The sequence below is a fragment of the Alphaproteobacteria bacterium genome (assembly GCA_033344895.1).
Classification (GTDB): domain Bacteria; phylum Pseudomonadota; class Alphaproteobacteria; order UBA8366; family Aestuariispiraceae; genus Pacificispira.
Genome location: JAWPMN010000001.1, coordinates 3676973 through 3699738 on the forward strand (window position 1 = coordinate 3676973; position 22766 = coordinate 3699738).

The window sequence follows — 22766 nt, forward strand, 5'->3', positions numbered from 1 at the left end:
ATACCGACCCGGTAACCGGGAAGCATGGGACGCCGCCCGGGATCCTCACCGGCCCCGTCGAACAGATCGTTGGCGGGGCCGGACCATTTCCCGATACCCTTTCGGTCCATGGCACATCGTCCTAAGCTGTTCCAAAGGGGGATAGGATGAGCCAGGCGCCGACGCATTGGACGGAATTCGACAAGCTCTACAACCTGCCGGACCCGCGTCCCTATTTCCGGGGCGTGGCGACCGGCGACTACAGGATGCCCGGCGTCATGGCAGCAGCGCTGCGTCGCCTCATCCCGGCCCTGCGGGCAAGCAACGACCGTCCGGCCCGGCTCGTTGACTTCGCGTCCGGGTACGGGGCGGTCGGGATGTGCCTGCGGACCGGGCGCGAGATGGCGGATCTCTACGCCTATTTTGCCAAGGATGCCGCACCGGAAGGGGATGCGGCACATTTCGCCGGGTGGCGACGGGACTTTTCCATCGAACCGCACCGGATCGATGCAATCGACATTGCCGACCGGGCTCTGGACTATGCCCGCGCCTGCGGCGTGATCGACCAGGGACATACCGACAATCTCATGGAGCACCCGCCGGGCGAAGCACTGAAGGCTGTCTTGTCGAAGGCCGACCTTGTCTATGAATGCGGCGCGATCGGCGATCATGTCGCCGCGGCTATGACGGCCCTGATCGAAGCGGCCAGTCCGAACCGTCCCGTCCTGGTGTTGAGCCCACGGCCTCGGGTCAATCTCGGGCCGCTTCGCAAGGCGTTGGATGCGCGCCAGTACGAATTGCGGACGGCAGTGCCGGGCATACGATATCGCCGTGCCTTCTCGCCCGAGGAAATGCGGGAGGAACTGGCGGCCGGACTTCAGAACGGCATCGCGGCGGAAGAGTGCACGGTCGATGACTATTTTCGTGTCGATCTGCGGCTGGCTGTTCCTGCCGAACGCGACGCGGAACCGCTTTTGCAGTCACTGACGGGGATGATGGAGGACGATCGCTAGGACCCGTCCAGCAGGGACTGGAAGACGGCGTCCAGATCCCGGTTCAGATTGCGCTCCCCGACCGCCATGCCCTCGCGTCTGGGGTCCGCCCCGCCGACCAGAACGCCGCCGGAGAATTCTACGCCGTGCAGGCCGCTGGCCATGGACCGGCGGGCAACGTCATAGCCGCGCAGTTCCAGAACATGCGCAGCACTGTCCAGGACGCTGCTGTCCTCCAGTTCCATGGCGCCGTTGCGGTTCAGGAAGTGGGGCTGTTCGATCGCCTCCTGGATGGACAACTCCCAATCCAGGACACCGACCAGCGTCTTTGCCACATAACCGATGATCCGGCTCCCCCCCGGCGATCCCAAGGCCAGCCTCGGTTCTCCGCCCGGTCCGAAGACCAGGGTCGGGGCCATGGAACTGCGCGGGCGCTTTCCGGGTTCGAAACGGTTGGCAACCGGCACGCCGTCATTTTCCGCACGCCAGGCAAAGTCCGTCAGCTGATTGTTCAGCAGGAACCCACCGACCATCACACGGGATCCGAAGCCGTTTTCAATGGAACTGGTCATCGAGGCGACCGACCCGTTTCGATCGACGGCGACGAGGTGGGTCGTCGAGGGAAGCTCGGGACTGCGATCGGACGACAGGGTATCCAGCATCGCGCGGTCCCCGACGGGATCGCCGGGTTCCCGGTCGACCTTGCCGTCGCTGCCGAGGTCCATGGATGCGGCCCGCTGTGACAGATAGGGCACCGCAAGCATCTCGGTAAGCGGCACGTCGACAAAATCGGTGTCGGCCAGGTACCGGTTTCTGTCCGCAAAGGCCAGACGCATCGCCTCCGCAAAAATCTGGATACCGTCCGCCGAACCGGGGGGCTCCCGCCGGATGTCCTGCGGCGCATATTCCAGCATTCCCAGGATCTGCAGGACGGTTGACCCTCCTGAAGAGGGCGGTGCCATGCCGCATACCCGATAGATGCGGTAATGCAGACAAAGGTTGTCCCGTCGCACGGCCTTGTAAGCGGCCAGATCATCCAGGCTCAGCGCGCCCGGGTTTCGATCGGCGTTGCGAACGGCATAGACCATAGCCTGCGCGATCGGGCCCTGATAGAAGGCGTCGGCCCCATCCTCCGCAATGGTTCGAAACGAGGCCGCCAGTGCAGGGTTGCGAAGACGGGTTCCGATCGGCAGGGGCTGCCCGGATTCCGGATCGAAGAAATAGGATGCTGCAGGCTCCATCGCGTCCAGCAGGGCGGTTTCGCCGATCAGGGTGTGCATGCGCGGGCTGACCGGGAATCCGTCCTCTGCCAGTTCGATGGCGGGCTGGAACAGATCGGCCCAGGGCAGGGCGCCGTGGTCGCGATGGACCATCTCAAGCATGCGCAGCAGCCCGGGCACACCGACCGAGGCGCCGCCTGTCAGGGCCTCCGTGAATGACTTGAAACTGCCGTCCCTGTTGCGGAGATAGTCGTCACTGCCTTCCATGGGGGCAGTTTCGCGCCCGTCATAGGAATAGAGGTCATCGCGTTCCGCGTCCCAATACAGGAGGAACCCGCCGCCGCCGATGCCCGAACTTTGCGGCTCGACGAGGTTGAGCACCATCTGCGCGGCGATGATGGCATCGGCCGCCGTTCCGCCATCGGCCATGACCGCCGCACCAATCTGGGCCGCAACCGGATGGGCCGCGACCATCATGTAGTCGTGGGCGTAGACGGCATTCTTGGAGAAAACGCCGGTTGCTGCCTCCGGCGCAATGCCCTCGGCGGAGGCCGGCGGGCGGCCCTGGGGCGCAGGGGATTTTGCGACAATCGCCGGCCGGTCATCCGTCGTGCCGGGATCGCCGAACAGCAGCGCCAGAACACCGCCGCCCAACATCACGACACCGCCGATTGCAGTTACGCCGACGGCGGCACGAAACAGGGCAGCAATGCGTCCGGTTCTATTCGTCATTCGGGTCAGGCGTTGCCAGATCACGCCCGCTGTCGGTCAGCTTGCAGACCAGCCAGTCGGGCTTCAGGGGATTGTTGAACCAGGGCTCGGCCCAGCCCTGTTCGATGCAACTGCGAACGGTCCTGTCGCTGATGCGCTGCCCTTCGTCATCGAACAGGGGCAGCTTGCCCCCGGGCTGTCGCAATCCGCGCCGCAGATAGGCCATCTGCACCTTGGTTGGCCTTGCCCCCCCGCGCATTGCGGTCGGCTTTACGTCCTTCAGCGAAATGACCCTCGTTTGCGTCATGGTTCCTGCCGTAGCTCCCCTCGACCAGTATGGTAAGGGAAGCCGCAGGAATTGGGCAAGTGGCCAGGGCAACTGGGTCCTGGATTGCGCCGGCTAGAGAGAAACCCCCAGCCTGCCGGCAAGATCCTGAATGAACTGCCAGGCGACCCGACCCGATCGCGCGCCCCGTGTCACGGTCCATTCCACCGCCATTGGACGCCATTCATCCTCTTCGATCGGCAGGTCATATGCCGCCACATAGCCGCGGATCATCTCGAAATAGGTCTGCTGATCGCAGGAATGGAAGCCGAGCCAGAGACCGAAGCGATCCGACAGGGACACCTTTTCCTCCACGGCCTCCGACGGGTTCACCGCGGTCGAGCGTTCGTTCTCGATCATGTCACGCGGCATCAGGTGGCGCCGGTTCGACGTGGCGTAGAACAGGACATTGTCCGGCCGTCCCTCGACACCGCCTTCAAGGACGGCCTTCAGGGATTTGTAGGCGGCATCCTGACCGTCGAAGGACAGGTCGTCGCAGAACAGGATGAAGCGCCTCGCGGACCCGCGCAGAAGACTCAGCAGTTTCGGCAGGGTGGGGATGTCTTCCCGATGCAGTTCCACGAGCGCGAGGGTGCCGTCGGTCTCTGCATTGACGGCCGCATGGGCGGCCTTGACCAGGGAACTCTTTCCGGCCCCGCGGGCGCCCCACAACAAGGCATTGTTCGCCGGCAGGCCCTGCGCGAAACGCCGCGTGTTTTCCAGCATCTGGTCGCGCTGCAGGGTCACGCCCTGCAGCAGGGCAATATCGACCCGGTTCACATTCTCGACCGGGTCCAGGCGTTCCGTTTCCGCGTTCCAGACAAAGGCCTCCGCGTCCGGCACCTCAAAGGGAGGGCGGGGTTCCGGGGCCAGGCGATCCAGCGCGTCGGCAATGCGTTTCAGGGTGTCCAGCGTTTCGCGGTCCGTCATGGCTCATGTCCGAATGTTGTTGCATCGCCGGAATCGGGCGGGAAGGGCGGCGAGCCTATCGCCGTACCCATGCCCGGTCAATCGCGCGGAAAACCGCCGATTGGACCGTTTCGCGGCATTGCACTTTCGCCAGCGGTCCGTATAGTCCCGGGCGACTTGTTTGCCGGGATGGTCCGGCGATTTCCTTGACGATTGGGAGCGTATCCAATGTTCATTTCGACCGCTTACGCGCAGGATCAGGCAGCAGCAGCCGGCGGCGGCCTTCTGGAGATGTTCCTGCCGCTTATTCTGATCTTCGCGATCTTCTATTTCCTGCTGATCCGCCCGCAGCAGAAGCGTCAGAAAGAACACCAGGCCAAACTGGCTGCGGCGCGCCGTGGTGACAAGGTCGTCCTCGGCGGCGGCATGCTGGGCACGGTGACAAAGGTGGTCGACGACAACGAATTGTCGGTAAAGATTGCCGAAAACGTAGAGGTGAAGGTCCTCAAGCACACTCTGATGGACGTCCTCTCCAAGACCGAACCGGCTAAGGACGCGCCGAAACAGCCGGCCAATGAAACCGGCGAAGAGAAAAAGGGTCTGATGGGATCTCTGTTCGGCAAGAAGAAGTGACCGACGGTCATCCGCGCCGGCATCCCATCCACTGACTGACGGACTTTCCGCATGTTGCAGTTTCCCGCCTGGAAGAAGGCTCTGATCGCAATTCTGGCCCTGTTGGGCATCGTCTATGCCGCGCCCAATGTAACCGGACCGTGGCAATTCGACGGGTATCCGACCTGGGCGCCCGGCAAGCCGATGAGCCTTGGGCTGGATCTGAAGGGCGGTGCCCATATCCTGGTCGAAGTCCAGACGGAGTCGGTTCTGTGGGAGAGCATGGAATCGACCGAGGAATCGCTTCGGCTCGGCTTCCGTGAAGCGCGCATCCGGACGACCAACTTCACGCAGAACCGGGAAAATCTCTCGATTTCCTTCGGGTTGCGGGATGCGGCTGATGTGGATGCGGCCCGTGAAGTCATTTCGGAAAACGCGCCGACCTATGAGGTGGCCCTGGTCGGCGAGAAGCAGTTCCGCCTGACCTTGCCGGAATCGGAAGCGCAGATCATCAATCAGCGGACGATGTCCCAGTCTCTCGAGGTCGTGACCCGCCGCGTCAACGCCCTGGGGCTGACCGAGCCGACGATCCAGCGGCAGGGGCAGGACCGAATTCTGATCCAGGTGCCTGGCCTGTCGGACACCGAAGAGCTGAAGTCGATCCTGAATGCCCAGGCCAAGCTGACCTTCCATCTCGCCGATCTGGAACGGATGGCGTCGGCCGCGCAGACCGGACGTGCGCCACCCGGCTACATGCTGGTGCCATCGCAGCAGAAGACCGTGGATGGCAGCCCGGCGCAGATGTATCTGGTGACCAAGCAGGCCTATGTTTCGGGCGAAAATCTGGACAACGCGCAGGCTACCTTCCAGGAAGGCCAGCCGGTTGTTTCCTTCACATTCGATGCGGCAGGCGGTCAGCGTTTCGGCCGTGTGACGCAGGAGAATGTCGGCGGATACCTCGCCATCGTGCTGGATGATGAGGTCATCAGCGCCCCGCGGATCAACACCGCGATTCTGGGGGGGAGCGGGATCATTCAGGGCGGCTTCAATCTTCAGGGCGCCCAGGAACTGTCGCTGCTGCTGCGTGCCGGCGCTCTGCCGGCCAAGATGGATCCGGTCGAGGAGCGCACCGTCGGTCCGGGGCTTGGTCAGGATTCCATCGATGCCGGCAGTCTGGCCTCCATCGTCGGTCTGGTCCTCGTCATCATTTACATGACGCTCAGCTATGGCCGGTTCGGCGTCTATGCCAATATCGCGCTGATTTTGAACCTGACCATGATCATCGGCATCCTGTCCGCCCTGGGGGCGACGCTGACCCTGCCGGGGATTGCCGGGATCGTGCTGACCGTGGGTATGGCGGTTGATGCGAATGTCTTGATCTTCGAGCGCATCCGGGAAGAGGCCGGGCTGGGCCGAACGGTCATGAATGCGGTGGAGGCGGGGTACAAGCGTGCCCTGACCACCATCATCGACGCGAACTTGACGACGCTGATCGCGGCGGTCCTGCTGTTTGCCTTCGGGGCCGGTCCGATCCGTGGGTTTGCCATCACGCTGGCCATCGGTCTGGTGACGTCCATGTTCACCGCGATCATGGTTACGCGGTTCTTCGTTGTTACCCATGTACGCGCAAAGCGCCTGTCGGAACTTCCGATCGCGCCGCGCGCCAAGGCCGGGGAGGCCTGAACCATGTTGTTGCGACTGCTTCCCGAAGACGTGAACGTCAATTTCATCGGCCGACGCAAGATTGCCTTTGCCTTCTCTCTGCTGCTGGTTGCCGGGTCCATTGCGCTGTTCGCCTCACGCGGGCTGAATCTGGGAATCGACTTCCTGGGCGGCACGATGATCGAGGTAAAGACCGAACAGGGCATGGGGGTAGAGGAGTTCCGCGACGCCATGTCCGATCTCGGACTCGGCGATGTCCAGATCCAGGAATTCGGGGCCGTCGACGATCTGCTGATCCGCATCCAGCGTCAGCCGGGAGACGATGATGCACAGCAGGCTGCCCTTGCGGCGGCGAAGCAGGCCATCGATGACATGGTGATCGAGTATCGCCGTGTCGAAGTGGTCGGGCCGACGGTCGGTAGCGAACTACAGGAGGCGGCAATCTATGCCATCTGTTTCGCTATCGGGGCGATCCTGATCTACATCTGGTTCCGGTTCGAATGGCAGTTCAGCGTTTGCGCCATTATTGCGCTGGTCCACGATGTGATCGCGACGGTTGGCCTGTTTGCGCTCCTACAGCTGGAATTCAATCTGGCAACGGTGGCGGCAGTGCTGACCATTGCGGGCTATTCGATCAACGATACGGTCGTTGTTTTTGACCGGGTGCGCGAGAACATCCGGAAGTACAAGACCATGCCGTTCGAATCGCTGACCAACCTGGCCATCAACCAGACCCTGTCCAGAACCTTGATGACCTCGGTAACCACCCTGATTGCGCTGACGGCGCTGGCCTTCTTCGGTGGTGACGTCATTCGTGATTTCTCAATCGCGCTGATCTGGGGGGTTGTTGTCGGCACCTATTCATCCATTCTGGTGGCGGTGCCGCTGTTGCTGACGCTGGAACCGCATCGCGGCGAAGAGGTGGGCACCGACGACGCGCAGACGGCCTGAGGACCGTCCGGTCCCGCACGTCCGACGAAAGGGAGACGCAGCGATGGACATTACCCCCGCGGTTCCCGAAAGCCGCATGATGATCGATTCCTACGGGCCCGGTCGGTTCCAGGTCCGTGGGCAAGCCTTTTCCGGTTCACGTATCGTCCTGCCTGGGAAAGTTCTCGAATGGTCGGTCGAGAAGGCGGCAGACCTCACGCTTGAATCGCTCGACGCGATCCGGCAGGCGGAACCGCCCCTCGATATCCTGTTGCTCGGAACCGGCGCCCGGATGGAACTGATACCGTCCACTCTGCGCAAGGAAATCCGCGCTGCCGGGATTTCCATGGATATCATGGATACGGGGGCGGCCTGCCGGACCTTCAATGTCCTGATGGTTGAGGGGCGTCGCGCGGCGGCGGCGCTGATCGCAGTCTAGCCTTCAAAGGTATCGGCTATATCCGGAAGCTTGACGGTCACCGTCGTGCCGACATCGACCCTGCTTTCCAGATCGATCGTTCCGCCGTGCTGGTTCACCAGTTCCCGCGCCAGCGGCAGGCCCAGGCCGGTACCGTCCTTGGCCTTTCCAACAGCATAGCGTGACTGCTCAAACGGGACGAAGACGCGCGCCAGATCCTGCTCGGGAATACCGACCCCGGTGTCGCGGACCTGAATCACGATCCACGGGCGCTCTCGGCGGGCCGAAATCGACACTTCCCCTCCCGGATCGGTGTACTTGACCGAGTTCGAGACCAGATTGATCAGCACCTGGCGAATGCGTCTGGCATCACCGATGAGCGGCGGCATATCCTTGGCAATCTGCGTGGTCAGGGACAGGGTGGCCTTGCCTGCTTTCGGGGCCAGGATGGCCACCGTGTCCTGTACGATTTCCGCCAGATCCATCGGGGCCCTTGCGATGTCCAGCTTTCCGGCATCCAGCTTCGCGATGTCCAGAATATCGTCGATCAATTGCAGCAACATCACCGCGCTCTTTCGGACGTCGCCCAGATAGTCGAAATAGGACGGCGCCCCCAGTGGGCCATGCGGCTCCATCTGGATCAGTTCCGTGAACCCGATGATGCTGTTCAAAGGCGTACGCAACTCATGGCTCATATTGGCCAGAAAGCGTGATTTTGCCCGGTTTGCGGATTCTGCCGCGTCCTTGGCCTTGTGAAGTTCCTGTTCGGCATGCTTTCGGGCCGTGATCTCCTGGACGGTTCCCTCATAGAACATGGGGATACCGTCATCGTCGCAGACCAGTTGCGCGTTTTCTGAGACCCAGATCCTTTCCCGGGTATTGTGTCGATAGACTTCGGATTCAAAGTTTCTGATCGAACCGTGCTGGTCGAGAAGGCGCTTGAACTCCGCCCGCCGGCTCGGTTCGACATACCATTCCCGGCCGATATCCTGGATACCGCGCAGATTTTCCTCTTCGGTTTCATACCCGTTGAGTTGATACAGCGCTCGATTGGCGCGAAGCAGCTTCCCCTCCAGTGAGGAGCGATAGATTCCTTCGCTGGCGCGTTCGAACATGCGCTGATAATCGGCCTCGGTTTCCGAGAGCTTGGCCTGTGTTTCCAGCAGTTCCGTGACATCGGTGATCGAGCCGACATACCCGATCAGCGCGCCCTGATCGTCGCGAAGTTCCGAGGCGTTCTCGCTGATCCAGAACAGGGATCCATCCCGTCGGGTGGCCCGGCTTACGAAGCCGCGCACTGTGCCGGACTTGGCAATCCGCCGTACAAAGCGGTCCCGATCCATCGGATCGTGGTAGAAGCTCTCGGATGTCCGTCCTTCGGTCAGCATCTGCACGGCGGATTCATAGCCGAACATCTGTACCAGGGAGAGGTTGACGAAACGATATTCGCCGGTCGTCGAGGTCTCGAACAGGCCGACACCGGCCAGATCGATCATATGGCGCAGATTGCGATATGCAGGCGGATCGCGCGAAACGGTCGAGTCTTCCAGTTCCTGGCGCTTGTCCATGACCCTCAATCCCCCGAACGGTCCCCCAACCGTTTGCCGCCCGAGGTCGGGCGGCGACACAGTAGTATCCGCAAACCGCAACCTTGCCAATTGTAAGCTTATCGCGTTCATTGCCGCCATGAGTCCGGAGCCCGCCATGACGATTGATCCGCAGCAGTTGGCCGCACGCATAACCCGCGACAGCGCGTCGAATCTCTGGTTCGTCGGGCAGGCGCTGATGCCCCGCAAACGGCGACTTTTTGAAGCTGCCTATGCCAGCATGCGGATTATCGACGACTTTGTGGATGACGACTTTCTGACCGCCGGTCCGGATGAGCGGGCGGCCCGAAGAGATTCCGCACAACGACACATTGATCTCTGGCGGGACGCCGCCGTCGGCAGCATCGCGGGTGGAGCGGCCGTGGACGGGCTGTCGGCGCGCGATACCCAGGTCATGGCCGCCCTGCGACAGGCGGCACGTTCCACGGATCTGCCGGACTTTCCGTGGCACAGGCTGGCGGAGGCCATGGCCTTCGATGTTGCGGAAGGAACCCTTGAGACCTGGGATGATTTTGCACGGTATTGCGATGGGGCCACTGTCGCCCCTGCTATCGTATTCCTCTATGTCCTGCAGGCCCACCCGGAAGACGGGGAGGGATTGCGGGCAGGGCTTTCGGCAACCGCGCTGACCGATCAGGCTCGTGACATGGCCGTGTTCTGCTATCTGGTCCACATCATGCGGGATTTCGCCAAAGATGCGGCGCGGGGCGGTCAATTGGTGACGATCCCGGAGGTCTGTTTCGCCGAACACGGGACGAACCGCGAGGCACTGTCAACGGCGCCCGAACGGGCCACGGCGCTGCTGGGCGATCTGTCCGCGCGCGCAGAGCGTCGGCGGGTCGCCGCGCGCGCCATGGCAGACAGTCTCATACCCTCCCTGGCTCCGGTGGAGGGGCGCATACTGAACGCCCTGCTGTCGATCTATGAGCGTCTCCATGACAGCCTGAAGAGTGATCCGTCGCCGCTGAGAAACCGCGAACCGTTGATTGCGACCTTGCGGGCGACGCTGGCGAGTCAGTTGGGACTGGCTTTGCCGTGACTCTCACGTTCAACGACGATGACCTGGAATATTGTGCGCGCCTGGTCCGGGACGGGGATCCCGACCGGTTCGCCACCGCCATGCTGGCCCCGATGCCGGCGCGGGCCTATCTCGTCAGCCTCTACGCCTTCAATCTGGAGGTGTCGAAACTGCGTGAAACAGTTCGGGAAGCCATGCTGGGCGAGATTCGCCTGCAGTGGTGGCGGGATGCCGTCGCCGAATGTGTCGCCGGCACGCCGCGCCGCCATCAGGTGGTTCATCCGTTGGCGGTCACCCTGGCAGCAACGGGCCTGCCGCAGGATCTGCTGTTGCAGGCGATCGACATCCGGTCGGCCGATCTCGACGAATTGCCGCCGGCGAATGAGGCGGCCCTGAAGGCCTATGTCGATGCCAGCGGCGGCAGCATCGGGGAGATGGCCGTACATTGCGTATCCGCCAAGGAACCCACGGCGCAGGGGCTGGCCGCCGGCCGTGCCGCCGGGCGGGCCTGGGCCTGGATCGGGTTGGCGCGCGGACTGCACCCCCATCGCCGCATGGGACGAAGGACTGTGCCGGCCTCCGTCCTGAAGGCCGCGCCGAATCTTGATTCCGCCATTGAGCGGGCTGAAATGGGGGAGCCGGTGCGAGACTGGGTCGCCAGGCTTGTCGAGTACGCGCGAGACGAATTGGGAACGGTCGCCGCCACTCGACACCCGCGCCACCTCAGACCGGCCCTGGCACAGGCCCGTCTGGCGGCAGTCTATGCGTCCCGTCTGGAGCGCAATGATTTCAATCCATTCAGCCCGAAAATTAATGCGATGGGACAGGCGCGTCGTGCGGTCGCCCTGGCCGGGGTAACCATGTTCGGGCGCTTGTCCTGAATCTATTCCGCGGCCTTCAGCCCGTCGACGGACCCCACCCATTTCGCCAGATCTTCGAGCGCGCGTGCGGAGATGGCGGCCTTGCGATCTCGACCGCGTTTGCGCGTCTTCTTCGTCTCGTCTCCGGGCAGCGGCGGGAACAGTCCGAAATTGACATTCATCGGCTGGAAGGTCTCGGCCTCTGCGCCGCCTGTGATATGGGCCAGCAGGGCGCCCAGGGCCGTGGTCTCCGGCGGTCTGGAAGGCTCGGTTCCCAGCTTCTCCTCCGCCGCGAACCGCCCGGCAAGCAGCCCGATCGCAGCGGATTCGATATAGCCTTCGACCCCGGTTACCTGACCGGCGAAGCGCACATTGGGCCGGGCCTTCAGGCGCAGCACGGTGTCCAGCAGTCGGGGGCTGTTCAGGAAAGTGTTGCGATGAATACCGCCAAGGCGCGCAAACTCTGCCTTCTCCAAACCCGGGATCATGCGGAAAATTTCGGTCTGGGCCCCGTATTTCAACTTGGTCTGGAACCCGACCATATTGTAGAGCGTGCCCAGCTTGTTGTCCTGGCGCAGTTGAACGACGGCATGCGGGCGGCTGTCGGTCCGCGGGTCCGTCAGGCCGACAGGCTTCATCGGCCCGAAGCGTAGCGTTTCTCGCCCGCGTTCGGCCATGACCTCGATCGGCAGGCAGCCTTCAAAATAGGGCGTGTCCTTCTCCCACTCCTTGAATTCGGTCTTGTCGCCGGCAATCAGGGCGTCGATGAAGGCTTCGTATTCCGACTCGGTCATCGGGCAATTGATGTAATCCTTGCCGTCGCCGCCATCGGTCGATTTGTCGTAGCGTGACTGGAACCAGGCCTTGTCGAAATCGATGCTGTCGCGATGAACGATCGGCGCGATGGCATCGAAAAATGCCAGTTGGGCTTCGTCGGTCGTCGACAGAATGGACTGGGTCAGCTTGGCAGAGGTCAGCGGGCCGGTGGCCGCGATCACGCTGTCCCATTCCTCTGGTGCGGGCAGATCCGTGATCTCACCGCGTTCGATGGTCACATTCGGATGACCTTCCAACGCCTGGGTCACGAGGCGTGAGAACTCATCCCGATCCACGGCCAGCGCCCCGCCGGCAGGGACCTTTGCACGATCGCCCATGGCCAGGATCAGGGATCCGGCACGGCGCATTTCCTCGTGAAGAAGCCCGACTGCGTTTCCGGTAGGGTCGTCCGACCGAAACGAATTGGAACAGACCAGTTCCGCGAACCCGTCCGTCTGATGCGCATCGGTTCCGCGAATCGGGCGCATTTCGCACAGGGTGACCGGAATCCCACGCTGGGCGATCTGCCATGTGGCTTCGCTGCCCGCAAGTCCGCCGCCGATGACCAGGACGCGCCCGTTCGTATTGCTCATGTCTCAATCCGTTCGAAATGCCGTTTCTCCCCGTTTCTTAATCTTGGGCGCAGCGCCGTTCAACCCGTACCTCAAACGGAACGCCCGGCCGCGTGGGGCGGCCGGGCGCTGAAAACCGGTCGATTGTCCGGCGTGTTACTGCGTCGGGTCGTTCACATAGCGCAGATACGGCTTCAACTTGCGGAAGCCCTGCGGGTACTTCTTTTCGGCATCTTCGTCGGAAACCGCGGGAACGATAATGACATCGTCACCCTTCTTCCAGTTGACCGGCGTCGCGACCTGGTGCTCCGCCGTCAGCTGCATCGAATCCACGACGCGCAGGATTTCGTCGAAATTCCGGCCTGTGGTCATCGGATAGACCAGGATCAGGCGGACCGTCTTGTCCGGTCCGATCACGAAGACATTGCGGACGGTCTTGTTGTCCATTGCCGTGCGGCCGTCGGACGTGCCTTCGGTTGCGACGGGCAGCATGTTGTAAAGCTTGGACACGCCAAGGTCGGTGTCGCCGATCATCGGATAGTTCGGGCGGAAACCTTGGGTTTCCTCAATGTCGTCGGCCCATTTCGAATGCTGGTCAACGGGATCGACGGACAGGCCGATGATCTTCACATTGCGCTTTGCGAATTCCGGCTCGAGCCGGGCCATGTAGCCGAGCTCGGTGGTGCAGACCGGCGTGAAATCCTTCGGGTGCGAGAACAGGATGCACCAGGAATCGCCGATCCATTCGTGGAAATCGATCTCGCCCTGGGTGGTGTTGGCGCGGAAATTCGGTGCCACTGAACCGATCGTAAGTGTCATCAGGAATACCCCTCACTGTCGTTGCGCCATGATCCGGGACGGCGTCCCCAGGCGACGTTTCGTTTGACCCACACGCTACCCTAGTTAACGACGCATCCCCCAATTGCAAGTACGCAGATACCGTTGACCGGCGCTTCGTGCGCGTTAGCTTTGCAGCCATGGTGAAGGCGCCGCGACTGATCGCATCCGAAATATACCGCAAATCGCGCTATGGTGCGAAACACCCGTTATCGATACCGCGTGTCTCCCTGGCCGTGGACCTGATCCGGGCGCTCGGATGGTTGGATGAGGCGCGCTATGTGGACGGACCGGTAGCGACGCCGGAGCAACTCATCCGGTTTCATGCGCCGGACTATGTTGCTGCGCTTCAGCGGGCCGAACGGGAGGGGTTGAGCGAGGAGGAGCGGGATCGCTGGAATATCGGCCGCAACGGCAACCCGATCTATAGTGAAGTCTTCCGGCGGCCCGCGACGGCGGCGGGTTCTTCAATCCTGGCGGCAGAGCTGGTCGCAGGGGGTGGAACGGTCTACAGCCCCGCCGGCGGCACCCATCACGGACGACGGGACCGGGCAAGCGGGTTCTGCTTCCTGAATGATCCGGTGCTCGGCATTCTTCGGTTGCTGGATTTGGGGATCGAGCCGGTCGTCTATGTCGATCTGGACGCCCATCACGGCGACGGCGTGGAAGCGGCCTTTGCCGGAGACCCGCGCGTTACGACGATTTCCGTTCATGAGGCAGACCGTTGGCCGCGCACCGGCATTCTGGATCATGGTCTGGGGCCGACGGTCACCAATCTGCCGATGCCGCCGGATTTCAATGATGATGAGTTTCTCTTCGTACTGGAAACCGCGATTCTGCCCAAGGTGGACGCAGTGGGGCCCGCCGCCATCATGGTCCAGGGCGGCGTGGACGGGCTGCAGGATGATCCGATGTCCAGGCTGTCGCTGTCGAACACGGTTTACTGGCGGGCCGTAGACCTGCTGTTGCGGACGGCACCTCGGTGCATCGTTCTGGGCGGCGGTGGGTACAATCCCTTTGCCGTGGCGCGCGCCTGGGCGGGCGTCTGGGCGATGATTGACGGTCATTCCGTTCCCGATCACCTGCCGCCGGATGCCTGCGCGGTGCTGGAGGCGATTGAATGGCGCCACAGCCGGGCCCGTGAGGCACCGACTCGCTGGTTCGAGACGCTGGCCGACCCGCCGAATTCCGGTCCGGTCCGGGAAGAGGTCCGCGATGTGGTACGCCGCGCCGCGAGATTAGCCTAAGGCCGGACTTTATTCGGAACGGCTTTCACGCTATGTGCCTAACCATGAAGACGCGCACGATCCTTCTCGCCATTCTGGTGGTGCTTGGGCTGGCTGGTCCGGCACAGGCCCAGTCCGCACCGGAAATGAACCTGCCGACCGCGCCCCTGGCCGTCGAGACCGCGGACGGTTCCGTGCACGAATTCACGGTCGAGATCGCTTCGAAGCCGAATGAACGCAGTCAGGGATTGATGTTTCGGCAGTCGCTGGATCGCGACAAGGGGATGCTGTTCGACTACGGACGTCCGCGCCGGGTCAGCATGTGGATGAAGAACACGCTGATCCCGCTGGACATGCTGTTCATTCGGGCCGACGGGACGATCGTCAATATCCGCGAAAGAACGATCCCGCATTCCCTGGAGGCAGTCTCCTCCAAGGGGCGGGTCCGGGGCGTTCTCGAACTGGCAGGCGGGACGGTTGAGCGGCTTGGAATTGCGCCGGGCGACACCGTCCGCCATGAGATTTTCCAGAACGACTGACTAACGCTTCCGGCACAGCATCAGGCCGTCCCCGATCGGGACCAGGGACAGATCGATGCGGCTGTCGCCCTTCAGTTTTGCATTCAGGGTCCGGATCGCCACCGTCGATGGCTCAGTGTTTTCAGGGTCGGCAACGGAACCGCCCCACAATACATTGTCGATGGCGATCAGCCCGCCCGGACGGACGAGAGTCAGGCAGGTCTCGTAGTAGGAATCGTAGTTTTCCTTGTCCGCATCGATGAAGGCCATGTCCACCTTGTCGACGCCTTCCTCCGCCACCAGGGCTTTCAACGTTTCCAGTGCCGGTGCCAGGCGCAATTCGATCTTGCCGGCGACACCGGCCTCGGACCAGTAGCGCTGTGCGATGTCGGTCCATTCCTCGCTCACATCGCAACAGGTCATGCGCCCGTCGGCGGGCAGGGCTGAGGCGACACTCAATGCGCTGTAGCCGGTAAAGGTGCCGACTTCGACCACGCGTCGCGCCCCGATCAGTGCTGCCAGCAGGGCCAGGAACTGCCCTTGTTCCGGCGATACCTGCATGCCCGCCGGACCGCCCAGCGCCGCGGTTTCCTCCCGCAGGCGTGCCTGCAGCGGCGTTTCGCGCAGGGAATTGGAAATCAGGTAGTCATAGAGGGACGAATCGAGATTTAAGGTTTTTCGGGACATGAATGGCCTTTCGCAAGTCTTGGGCTGTTTGTGCCGGATGTGATTGTCGCATCCGCGCGGCAAATCCGCTAGCGGCTGTGGGCAAATCGGCATACGGTCTCGACATATTGTGGTACTCGACATAGGACGGCAGGGAAGATGCGACACGGGAAAGCGGTTTTGGCATTGGTGATGGCCGGTGGTCTGGCTGTTGCCGGGTGCGAGTTCAAAATCAACCCGCGCGAGTCTGAATATGTGCCTAAGATCGGCGGAAACACCTTCGATCTTCAGAATGACTTGGCCGTAACGCTGCCGGTCGCCGAGCGTATCAATATTTCCTATGAGTTTGTCGAAGCCTGGGACAAGGGGTTCGAGACCGAAGCCCCCGGCATCTACGACGGGACCCTCTGGTGGTATGAGGAACGGACGGCCGAGAATCCCGAGCAGTTCGTCGGCATTCAACTGCTGACCCGTGCCGAGGAATACAAGGAAGCGCCTGGCCAGTTGGTGAAACTGTCAAGGACCAGCTATACGGCGCAGAGTTATTGCCTGGACCTCACCAAGGACCCTGTGCCGCCGGAACTGCTGCCGATTGTCGAATCGCTGTTCCGACTCGGCCATCCGCTGTCCACCGATCTCTACATCCGTCGATATGTCCTGAGGGACGAACGTGAAGGGCGCGAGCGGACGGATATCATCTATGCGCGCGACATCGTCCGGCTCGGCTACACGTGTGAGGGTATCGGCGACTTGATATCGCCCAGCCCGTCCAGCCAGGAAATCGTCAACAAGCTTCAGTCGGACGCACAGGCTTCCTTCGAAGTCATGACCTGATCTCAAGGACGGGGAGGGACGTCTACCTTCCATCCCGAATTTGGTTCCCCGATTTGATCCATCGCAATGCCGACCCGTCATGGGGTCGGTAGAACAGCCTCGGGCACGTCTCAGCGGCCCGGAAACAAGACTGTTTGCGATGGGAAAACCCGGTCATGGCGGATGTTGCCAAGGATCTGATGGTTCCAAATCCCGGCCCGATACCGCCGGAACCCGATCCTGAAAATCAGCCGCTCTATGCGGCACGTCAGAAAATTCATCCAAAAACCGTCCACGGCCGGTTCAGGAAACTGAAATGGGCCGCATTGGTCCTGCTTCTCGCGATCTACTACATCGCGCCCTGGCTGCGCTGGGACCGCGGGCCGGGCGCGCCGGATCAGGCTTTCCTGATCGATATGCCGAACCGCCGGGCGTATTTCCTCTGGATCGAAATCTGGCCACAGGAGGTCTACTACATCGCCGGACTCCTGATCCTCGGCGCGGTGGGGCTCTTCTTCGCGACGGCACTGCTGGGCCGGGTCTGGTGCGGCTTCGCCTGCCCGCAAACCGTCTGGACAGACCTCTACATGTGGGTCGAACGCCTCATCGAAGGGGATCGCGGCGCGCGAATCCGCCTGGACAAGGCGAAATGGTCCATGGAGAAGCTCTGGAAGCGCAGCGCCAAGCATGTGTCATGGCTGCTGATTGCGCTGCTGACGGGCGGTGCCTGGGTCATGTATTTCAACGACGCACCGACACTGGCCCGTGACGTGCTCGCGCTGGAACTGACCGGCAATCAACTGTTCTTCATCGGATTGTTCACCCTCACGACCTACCTTCTGGCGGGTTATTCGCGGGAACAGGTGTGCACCTATATGTGCCCCTGGCCGCGTTTCCAGGCGTCGATGCTGGACGAGGACACGTTGATCGTGACCTACGAGCGGTGGCGCGGAGAGCCGCGGGCCAAGCCGGCCAGGGACGGCAACTATGACGACCGCGGTCACTGCATCGATTGCGGACAGTGTGTCGCGGTCTGCCCGACCGGGATCGATATCCGGGACGGCAATCAGCTAGAATGCATCGGCTGCGCGCTGTGCATCGATGCCTGCAACACCGTCATGTCGCGCATCGGTCTGCCTCAGGAACTGATCACCTACGATTCCATCAATCGCCAGAATGCCCGGTCGGCGGGCAAGCCGGTGAGACGACGCTTCGTGCGGGGGCGGACGATCATCTATGCCGGTCTCATGGCCCTTGTCGGAGCGATCTTTCTCTATGCCCTGACGACGCGTGCGCATCTGGATGTCAGCGTCATTCCGGATCGCAACCCGATCTTCGTGACACTGAAGGATGGCTCAATCCGGAACGGCTTTAAGCTGCGTGTCCTCAACAAGACGCTGCGGCCCCGAACCTTTGTTCTGACCGCGCGCGGATTGCAGGACTTCACCCTGGCTCTGCAGGGGCGGGACCTCGAGGAGCAGGCGGTCCTGCTGTCTGTCGGGCCCGACAGCGTGCGAACGGTCAAGGCCTTCATTTCAGTGCCGCCTGAGGCAATGGATGGGGAGGTGATGGATTTCAGCTTTGTTCTCATCGAGAACGTTGCGAATGAGGATTCCATTCTCGGCCATCCCGTCGATAGCGAATTCGAAACCCGATTCCGAGGACCCAGCGAATGAGCATAGGAAGCCTGGATAATCACGCCGGTGCGGTGAAGCGAAGCCGCATTCCCTTGCTGTTCTTTGCATTCTTTGCCGTCGTGATCGCCGCCAATGCGACCATGATCTGGATTGCCCTCAGCAGTTGGACAGGGCTGGAAACACGAAATCACTACCTCAAGGGCGTTGACTACAACAGTACGCTTCGTGACGTTCAGGCGCAGGATGCCTTGGGGTGGTCCGTGGCCTCGAAAATCCTTCCGACGGATCGGCCCGGTCGGTTTCGTATCGACGTTACTCTGGCGGATGATGGTGCAGCCCCGATTGTCGGGGCGAAAGTCGTGGTTCGGCTGGAACGTCCGACGCATCACGGTGTCGATATCCGGACGGATCTGATGGAACTTTCGAATGGGCGATACGGCGCAACGGTCGATATCCCCATTGCCGGGCAGTGGAACGTGCGGCGTCTTGTCTGGTTCGGCACGGAAACGCACCAGACCGTCGAGCGGGTGTTCCTGAAACCGGACGCCTTCCAATGACGGGGTTGTTGGCAGGCGATTGCTGCGCCCCGATCCTGCCGGAACTGCCTGCCGACGGGGAGGCCGCGGTGCGCGACCGGGTCGGGCCGCTTGCCCCTTATATTCGGCGTTCGGATGATGGCACTGCGGACATCCACCTGATGGTGGAAGGCATTACCTGCGGCGGCTGCATTTCGACGATCGAGCGGGCCCTCGAGGCATTGGCGGGGGTGCGTGAGGCGCGCGTGAACCTGTCGAGCAGCCGATTGAGGGTGGTCTACGAAGAAGCGACCGTAAGGCCGGAGCAACTGATCGCCACCCTGGACCGGCAAGGATATCGGGCCGTTCCCTATGATCCGGAGGCATTGAAGGCCGGCCGCGATCTGGAGGAACGGCGGTTGCTGCGGGCACTGGCGGTCGCCGGGTTCGCCGCCGCGAATGTCATGCTTCTTTCCGTTTCGGTCTGGGCTGGAAACTTTCAGGATATGGGGCCGGCGACCCGGACCCTGCTGCATTGGATTTCAGCACTCGTTGCGACTCCCGCCGTCCTCTATGCCGGACGGCCGTTCTTTGACAGCGCGCTTGCGGCCCTGCGTGCGGGGCGGACCAACATGGATGTCCCGATATCGCTCGCCGTTGTTCTGGCCACGGGGATGAGTGTTCTGCAGACATTGCGCGGCGCGGAGCATGCGTATTTCGATTCCGCCGTTACCCTGCTGTTCTTCCTGCTGGTCGGGCGCTATCTCGACAGGCGGGCTCGGGGAAGGGCGCGTTCGGCGGCGGAACAGCTTGCCGGACTGAATGCCGTCGCCGTGACCGTCGTGGCGCCGGATGGCAGCGTGCATTCGCTTGCGCCGTCGGCGGTGTCGAAAGGCATGACCGTGCTTGTAACGACCGGCGAACGGGTCCCCGTTGACGGACATGTCCTGCAGGGACGGTCGGAGATCGACACGCAATTGATCACCGGGGAAACCCTTCCGGAAACGGTCGAACCGGGCGATATCGTCTATGCCGGCGCAGTCAATCTGAGCGCACCGTTGAAACTGACGGTTACCGCAGCCGGGGAGGGTACCCTGCTGGCGGAGATTGCGCGGCTGATGGATGCCGCCGAACAGCGACGGGCCCGGTATGTCGGGCTGGCCGACGCCGTATCGCGCTGGTATGCGCCTGTCGTGCACTTTCTGGCGCTCGCGGCCTTCTGCGGCTGGTTCTTTGTCGGCGACGCGGCATGGCAGGACAGTTTGCTGATCGCGATCGCCGTCCTGATCGTGACCTGCCCCTGTGCGTTGGGTCTCGCGGTCCCGGTGGTGCAGGTCATCGCCTGTGCACGCTTGATGTGGCGCGGCATACTGTTGAAAAGCGGATCAGCCCTCGAGCGGCTGTCGCAGATCGATACCGTGGTCTTCGACAAGACCGGAACCCTCACGCTCGGACGCCCGGTTCTGCAGCCGGATCCGAACCGAAATATCGAAATGCTTCGTGCGGCGGCCGGGGGCGCGGCGGCCAGTGCGCATCCGCTGGCGCGCGCGCTGGTCGCTGCAGCGGGGGACGGGGTTGTCGCCGCTGAAAATGTCCGGGAGATACCCGGTGCCGGCCTGGAATGGCAGGGCACGGACGGCCTGCACCGGCTCGGCAGCCGCCGCTTCCTTGATCTGCCGGAAGATGGTCCGTCCGCATCGGATGCGGAGGGCCCGGAAATCTGGTACCGGAGTCCGGACCGCGCCCCGATATGCTTCCGTTTCGCCGATACACCGCGGCCCGATGCCGTGTCGGTCGTCGACGCGTTGAAGAAGGCGGGGATGGATGTTCGGCTGCTGTCCGGTGACCGGGAGCCGGTCGTCGCCGCCATGGCACGCCGTCTCGGAATCGCAACCTGGTCGGCCCGTGTGACGCCGGACGGGAAGGTCGACTATCTGGAGGCGTTGCGCGGCGCCGGTCACCGACCGGCAATGGTCGGTGACGGCTTGAACGATGCTCCGGCCCTGGCCTCGGCCCTGGTGTCCCTGTCTCCGTCCGGAGGCGCCGATATCAGCCGAACCGCGTCGGATATCGTGTTCCAGGGCGACCGGCTGGGCGGTGTACTGGAGGCCTGGCGCGTTGCGCGCCGGGCGGAACGATTGGTAAGGCAGAATTTCGCCCTGGCCTTCGTCTACAACGTGCTGACGGTGCCCCTGGCGGTGGCCGGTTTCGTGACGCCGCTGATCGCCGCCATCGCAATGTCCTCGTCATCCGTGATTGTTATCCTGAACGCCCTGAGGTTGGGGTGGACGGTCTCCGGGCGCTCCGATAGGCTAAGACCCATCGAATCCGGCATCGCCCCGACGGGCGGCGCGTCGAGGGAGGTCGAAACGTGACGGGATTGCTCTATCTCATCCCCATCGCCCTGTTCCTCGGTGTCTGCGGGCTTGGAGGTTTTCTCTGGGCGATGCGTTCCGGACAGTTCGACGACTTGGACGGTGCCGCGCACCGTGTCCTGTTCGACGACGAACCGGCGGAAGCGCCAGACCACCGGCGCTGAGACGGACCCGCGGAAGGCGGCCCGTCAGGTTAAACAATCGAGAGGTGATTATGAGCAGCGCGCAGCCGGCTTCTGCCGGAAACGATTTGGATACGGGCATCGGTCAACGGATCAGACAGGCTCGCGAAGCCCTGGAATGGTCCGAACAGGATCTTGCGCACCGGCTCGGCGTGACACCGGAAACCGTAACCGAATGGGAAACGTCCGCGCGCGACCCGCGGTCGAACCGCATCGTGATGCTGGCCGGGGTGCTGGGGGTCAGTGCCCACTGGCTGCTTGACGGCAGTGCCGAATTTGCGCCGCCGGAAGATGGCGGAGATCCTGCGGTCGCAGCGCGGGCGCAACTGGATTCCATCCGCCTGAAAGTGCATGAACTCAAGCTGCTGATGGACGACCTGGAAGCACAGCTGGATTCAATGTAGCGCCAGACGGGTCTCTGATCGCGGATCGGGGACCCGGGTTTGCCTGCGCCAGCCTGATAAACCTCTTGAAGCGTTCAATCGAACAGGGCGTCGATATCGGCCTGTGAAATGCCCTGGTTCTCGAGTTGCGGACCGTTGAGTAGATCCTCGTCCTCGTCGACCGTCTCGCGGTTGGGCAGCGGCAGGTCCTCAAAGGCATGGACGCCCCAGATATCGATCATGGCAAGGACGCGCTGTTCGATGAACCGCACGGTCTCGACGACCTTGGTAATGCGCTGACCGGTAATGTCCTGGAAGTTGCTGGCCTCCAGGACACGCACGACCTGCGCGACGATTCGCTCGGTCGCATGCACGACGTCCTGATCGTCGTGACAGAGGCCCGCCAGATTGGCGGCCTCGACCTCGATCTGCTCGGCGGCTTCCAGAATGTCGTGGGTCGCCATTTCGGTCGATCGGACGATGGCGTCCAACTCGTTCGATGCGGCCAACAGGCGGTCGTCTTCCGCCATGGGATGCTTGATCGCGGCGATTTCCGCCTTCGCCTTGGCGATGGACTTCACCAGCTGGGCGATCTCGACCTGGACGGCCTTGATGTCTTCCTTGTCGTTGTGCTCCGGGCCGCCGGCGGTCGAAGCCGGGACGGAACCTCCCATCATCGCGCGCATCTCGCTCATTTCCGCGCGCAAGGCGGCTATTTCCTCGACCAACGCACCGAAGTCGCCCGCGGGCGCCGCGCCGGCCGCGGAGACGGAAACGGTGGTCGGGCGGCTGCGTCGTTCGGCCGAGAAAGGCTTTCGGGAAGACGTATGGGGCATGTTGGGTCTCTCGTCAGCGCTGAATCCAGTTACGGGACCAGGGTCCGCCTCAGCATGCCTGAAGACGCCCCCTTCGTCTCGCGGTACTATCGTCCCAAAATCTTAACGAAGCCTAACCGGCGGCGGAAAAAAATTATGCCCGATTGG

23 protein-coding genes are annotated in these 22766 nt (G+C 62.5%); 15 read left to right on the plus strand and 8 right to left on the minus strand.

Annotated elements, in window-relative coordinates:
* Nucleotides 1–146: 146 nt before the first annotated feature.
* Nucleotides 147–992, plus strand: coding sequence for a hypothetical protein (locus R8L07_17610; GenBank protein ID MDW3207358.1), 846 nt, complete (start codon nt 147–149; stop codon nt 990–992).
* Here the strand turns inward: R8L07_17610 and ggt are convergent.
* The 3 genes from ggt to R8L07_17625 form a co-directional block, all read right to left on the minus strand.
* Nucleotides 989–2923 (minus strand): gamma-glutamyltransferase, encoded by a 1935-nt coding sequence (ggt, locus tag R8L07_17615; GenBank protein MDW3207359.1) that lies wholly within the window; start codon nt 2921–2923, stop codon nt 989–991. The genes R8L07_17610 and ggt overlap by 4 nt on opposite strands.
* The gene (locus R8L07_17620; protein ID MDW3207360.1) at nt 2913–3161 is read right to left on the minus strand and encodes a hypothetical protein; all 249 of its coding nucleotides are present in this window, start codon (nt 3159–3161) and stop codon (nt 2913–2915) included. The genes ggt and R8L07_17620 overlap by 11 nt, the downstream gene beginning before the upstream one ends.
* Nucleotides 3162–3302: 141 nt before the next feature.
* A complete protein-coding gene (locus R8L07_17625) occupies nt 3303–4157 on the minus strand; it encodes an ATP-binding protein (protein ID MDW3207361.1) in 855 nt (284 codons plus the stop codon).
* Nucleotides 4158–4364: 207 nt separating this feature from the next.
* On the opposite strand from R8L07_17625, the gene yajC reads away from it, so the two are divergent.
* The 4 genes from yajC to R8L07_17645 are packed head-to-tail and all read left to right on the plus strand — an operon-like array spanning nt 4365 to nt 7779.
* On the plus strand, nt 4365–4769 hold the full coding sequence (gene yajC, locus R8L07_17630; GenBank protein ID MDW3207362.1) for a preprotein translocase subunit YajC: 405 nt from the start codon (nt 4365–4367) through the stop codon (nt 4767–4769).
* A 51-nt stretch (nt 4770–4820) separates the two neighbouring features.
* The gene (secD, locus tag R8L07_17635; protein ID MDW3207363.1) at nt 4821–6431 is read left to right on the plus strand and encodes a protein translocase subunit SecD; all 1611 of its coding nucleotides are present in this window, start codon (nt 4821–4823) and stop codon (nt 6429–6431) included.
* A gap of 3 nt (nt 6432–6434) precedes the next feature.
* Nucleotides 6435–7361 carry a protein translocase subunit SecF gene (gene secF / locus R8L07_17640; GenBank protein ID MDW3207364.1) on the plus strand — a complete coding sequence of 309 codons (927 nt, stop codon included), beginning with the start codon at nt 6435–6437 and terminating at the stop codon, nt 7359–7361.
* 43 nt (nt 7362–7404) lie between these two features.
* A complete protein-coding gene (locus R8L07_17645) occupies nt 7405–7779 on the plus strand; it encodes an Mth938-like domain-containing protein (GenBank protein ID MDW3207365.1) in 375 nt (124 codons plus the stop codon).
* On the opposite strand, the gene R8L07_17650 is transcribed toward R8L07_17645, so the two are convergent.
* Nucleotides 7776–9326 carry a PAS domain-containing sensor histidine kinase gene (locus R8L07_17650; protein ID MDW3207366.1) on the minus strand — a complete coding sequence of 517 codons (1551 nt, stop codon included), beginning with the start codon at nt 9324–9326 and terminating at the stop codon, nt 7776–7778. The two genes, R8L07_17645 and R8L07_17650, sit on opposite strands and share 4 nt — an antisense overlap.
* Before the next feature lie 136 nt (nt 9327–9462).
* On the opposite strand from R8L07_17650, the gene R8L07_17655 reads away from it, so the two are divergent.
* Nucleotides 9463–10404, plus strand: coding sequence for a squalene/phytoene synthase family protein (locus R8L07_17655; protein ID MDW3207367.1), 942 nt, complete (start codon nt 9463–9465; stop codon nt 10402–10404).
* A complete protein-coding gene (locus R8L07_17660) occupies nt 10401–11264 on the plus strand; it encodes a squalene/phytoene synthase family protein (protein ID MDW3207368.1) in 864 nt (287 codons plus the stop codon). Before R8L07_17655 ends, R8L07_17660 begins: the two co-directional genes overlap by 4 nt.
* A gap of 2 nt (nt 11265–11266) precedes the next feature.
* On the opposite strand, the gene trmFO is transcribed toward R8L07_17660, so the two are convergent.
* Together trmFO and R8L07_17670 are read right to left on the minus strand one after the other, a co-directional pair.
* Nucleotides 11267–12652, minus strand: a complete 1386-nt coding sequence (trmFO, locus tag R8L07_17665) for a methylenetetrahydrofolate--tRNA-(uracil(54)-C(5))-methyltransferase (FADH(2)-oxidizing) TrmFO (GenBank protein MDW3207369.1) — start codon at nt 12650–12652, stop codon at nt 11267–11269.
* A gap of 135 nt (nt 12653–12787) precedes the next feature.
* A complete protein-coding gene (locus R8L07_17670) occupies nt 12788–13450 on the minus strand; it encodes a peroxiredoxin (GenBank protein ID MDW3207370.1) in 663 nt (220 codons plus the stop codon).
* Between the two features lie 137 nt (nt 13451–13587).
* On the opposite strand from R8L07_17670, the gene R8L07_17675 reads away from it, so the two are divergent.
* Entirely contained in the window at nt 13588–14715 is a 1128-nt protein-coding gene (locus R8L07_17675; GenBank protein ID MDW3207371.1) for an acetoin utilization protein AcuC, read from the plus strand.
* 44 nt (nt 14716–14759) lie between these two features.
* Nucleotides 14760–15233, plus strand: a complete 474-nt coding sequence (locus tag R8L07_17680; protein MDW3207372.1) for a DUF192 domain-containing protein — start codon at nt 14760–14762, stop codon at nt 15231–15233.
* On the opposite strand, the gene R8L07_17685 is transcribed toward R8L07_17680, so the two are convergent.
* On the minus strand, nt 15234–15899 hold the full coding sequence (locus R8L07_17685) for a class I SAM-dependent methyltransferase (GenBank protein MDW3207373.1): 666 nt from the start codon (nt 15897–15899) through the stop codon (nt 15234–15236).
* 138 nt (nt 15900–16037) lie between these two features.
* Here R8L07_17685 and R8L07_17690 point away from each other — a divergent pair, with 138 nt between their 5' ends.
* The 6 genes from R8L07_17690 to R8L07_17715 all read left to right on the plus strand — a co-directional run bounded on the left by R8L07_17690 (nt 16038) and on the right by R8L07_17715 (nt 21804).
* Nucleotides 16038–16712: a hypothetical protein gene (locus R8L07_17690; GenBank protein ID MDW3207374.1), complete on the plus strand. Its 675-nt coding sequence runs from the start codon at nt 16038–16040 to the stop codon at nt 16710–16712.
* Between the two features lie 155 nt (nt 16713–16867).
* Nucleotides 16868–18367: a cytochrome c oxidase accessory protein CcoG gene (gene ccoG / locus R8L07_17695; GenBank protein ID MDW3207375.1), complete on the plus strand. Its 1500-nt coding sequence runs from the start codon at nt 16868–16870 to the stop codon at nt 18365–18367.
* The gene (locus R8L07_17700) at nt 18364–18885 is read left to right on the plus strand and encodes a FixH family protein (protein MDW3207376.1); all 522 of its coding nucleotides are present in this window, start codon (nt 18364–18366) and stop codon (nt 18883–18885) included. Before ccoG ends, R8L07_17700 begins: the two co-directional genes overlap by 4 nt.
* On the plus strand, nt 18882–21218 hold the full coding sequence (locus tag R8L07_17705; GenBank protein MDW3207377.1) for a heavy metal translocating P-type ATPase: 2337 nt from the start codon (nt 18882–18884) through the stop codon (nt 21216–21218). Before R8L07_17700 ends, R8L07_17705 begins: the two co-directional genes overlap by 4 nt.
* Nucleotides 21215–21382: a cbb3-type cytochrome oxidase assembly protein CcoS gene (gene ccoS, locus R8L07_17710; GenBank protein ID MDW3207378.1), complete on the plus strand. Its 168-nt coding sequence runs from the start codon at nt 21215–21217 to the stop codon at nt 21380–21382. The genes R8L07_17705 and ccoS overlap by 4 nt, the downstream gene beginning before the upstream one ends.
* A gap of 50 nt (nt 21383–21432) precedes the next feature.
* The gene (locus tag R8L07_17715; GenBank protein MDW3207379.1) at nt 21433–21804 is read left to right on the plus strand and encodes a helix-turn-helix transcriptional regulator; all 372 of its coding nucleotides are present in this window, start codon (nt 21433–21435) and stop codon (nt 21802–21804) included.
* 74 nt (nt 21805–21878) lie between these two features.
* On the opposite strand, the gene R8L07_17720 is transcribed toward R8L07_17715, so the two are convergent.
* A complete protein-coding gene (locus R8L07_17720; GenBank protein MDW3207380.1) occupies nt 21879–22619 on the minus strand; it encodes a protein phosphatase CheZ in 741 nt (246 codons plus the stop codon).
* Nucleotides 22620–22766: the final 147 nt, after the last annotated feature.

Coding starts and splice junctions, on each gene's coding strand:
- R8L07_17610 (MDW3207358.1), top strand. CDS start 147: ATGAGCCAGGCGCCGACGCATTGGACGGAATTCGACAAGCTCTACAAC.
- ggt (MDW3207359.1), bottom strand. CDS start 2,923: ATGACGAATAGAACCGGACGCATTGCTGCCCTGTTTCGTGCCGCCGTC.
- R8L07_17620 (MDW3207360.1), bottom strand. CDS start 3,161: ATGCGCGGGGGGGCAAGGCCAACCAAGGTGCAGATGGCCTATCTGCGG.
- R8L07_17625 (MDW3207361.1), bottom strand. CDS start 4,157: ATGACGGACCGCGAAACGCTGGACACCCTGAAACGCATTGCCGACGCG.
- yajC (MDW3207362.1), top strand. CDS start 4,365: ATGTTCATTTCGACCGCTTACGCGCAGGATCAGGCAGCAGCAGCCGGC.
- secD (MDW3207363.1), top strand. CDS start 4,821: ATGTTGCAGTTTCCCGCCTGGAAGAAGGCTCTGATCGCAATTCTGGCC.
- secF (MDW3207364.1), top strand. CDS start 6,435: ATGTTGTTGCGACTGCTTCCCGAAGACGTGAACGTCAATTTCATCGGC.
- R8L07_17645 (MDW3207365.1), top strand. CDS start 7,405: ATGGACATTACCCCCGCGGTTCCCGAAAGCCGCATGATGATCGATTCC.
- R8L07_17650 (MDW3207366.1), bottom strand. CDS start 9,326: ATGGACAAGCGCCAGGAACTGGAAGACTCGACCGTTTCGCGCGATCCG.
- R8L07_17655 (MDW3207367.1), top strand. CDS start 9,463: ATGACGATTGATCCGCAGCAGTTGGCCGCACGCATAACCCGCGACAGC.
- trmFO (MDW3207369.1), bottom strand. CDS start 12,652: ATGAGCAATACGAACGGGCGCGTCCTGGTCATCGGCGGCGGACTTGCG.
- R8L07_17670 (MDW3207370.1), bottom strand. CDS start 13,450: ATGACACTTACGATCGGTTCAGTGGCACCGAATTTCCGCGCCAACACC.
- R8L07_17680 (MDW3207372.1), top strand. CDS start 14,760: ATGAAGACGCGCACGATCCTTCTCGCCATTCTGGTGGTGCTTGGGCTG.
- R8L07_17685 (MDW3207373.1), bottom strand. CDS start 15,899: ATGTCCCGAAAAACCTTAAATCTCGATTCGTCCCTCTATGACTACCTG.
- R8L07_17690 (MDW3207374.1), top strand. CDS start 16,038: ATGCGACACGGGAAAGCGGTTTTGGCATTGGTGATGGCCGGTGGTCTG.
- ccoG (MDW3207375.1), top strand. CDS start 16,868: ATGGCGGATGTTGCCAAGGATCTGATGGTTCCAAATCCCGGCCCGATA.
- R8L07_17700 (MDW3207376.1), top strand. CDS start 18,364: ATGAGCATAGGAAGCCTGGATAATCACGCCGGTGCGGTGAAGCGAAGC.
- R8L07_17705 (MDW3207377.1), top strand. CDS start 18,882: ATGACGGGGTTGTTGGCAGGCGATTGCTGCGCCCCGATCCTGCCGGAA.
- R8L07_17715 (MDW3207379.1), top strand. CDS start 21,433: ATGAGCAGCGCGCAGCCGGCTTCTGCCGGAAACGATTTGGATACGGGC.
- R8L07_17720 (MDW3207380.1), bottom strand. CDS start 22,619: ATGCCCCATACGTCTTCCCGAAAGCCTTTCTCGGCCGAACGACGCAGC.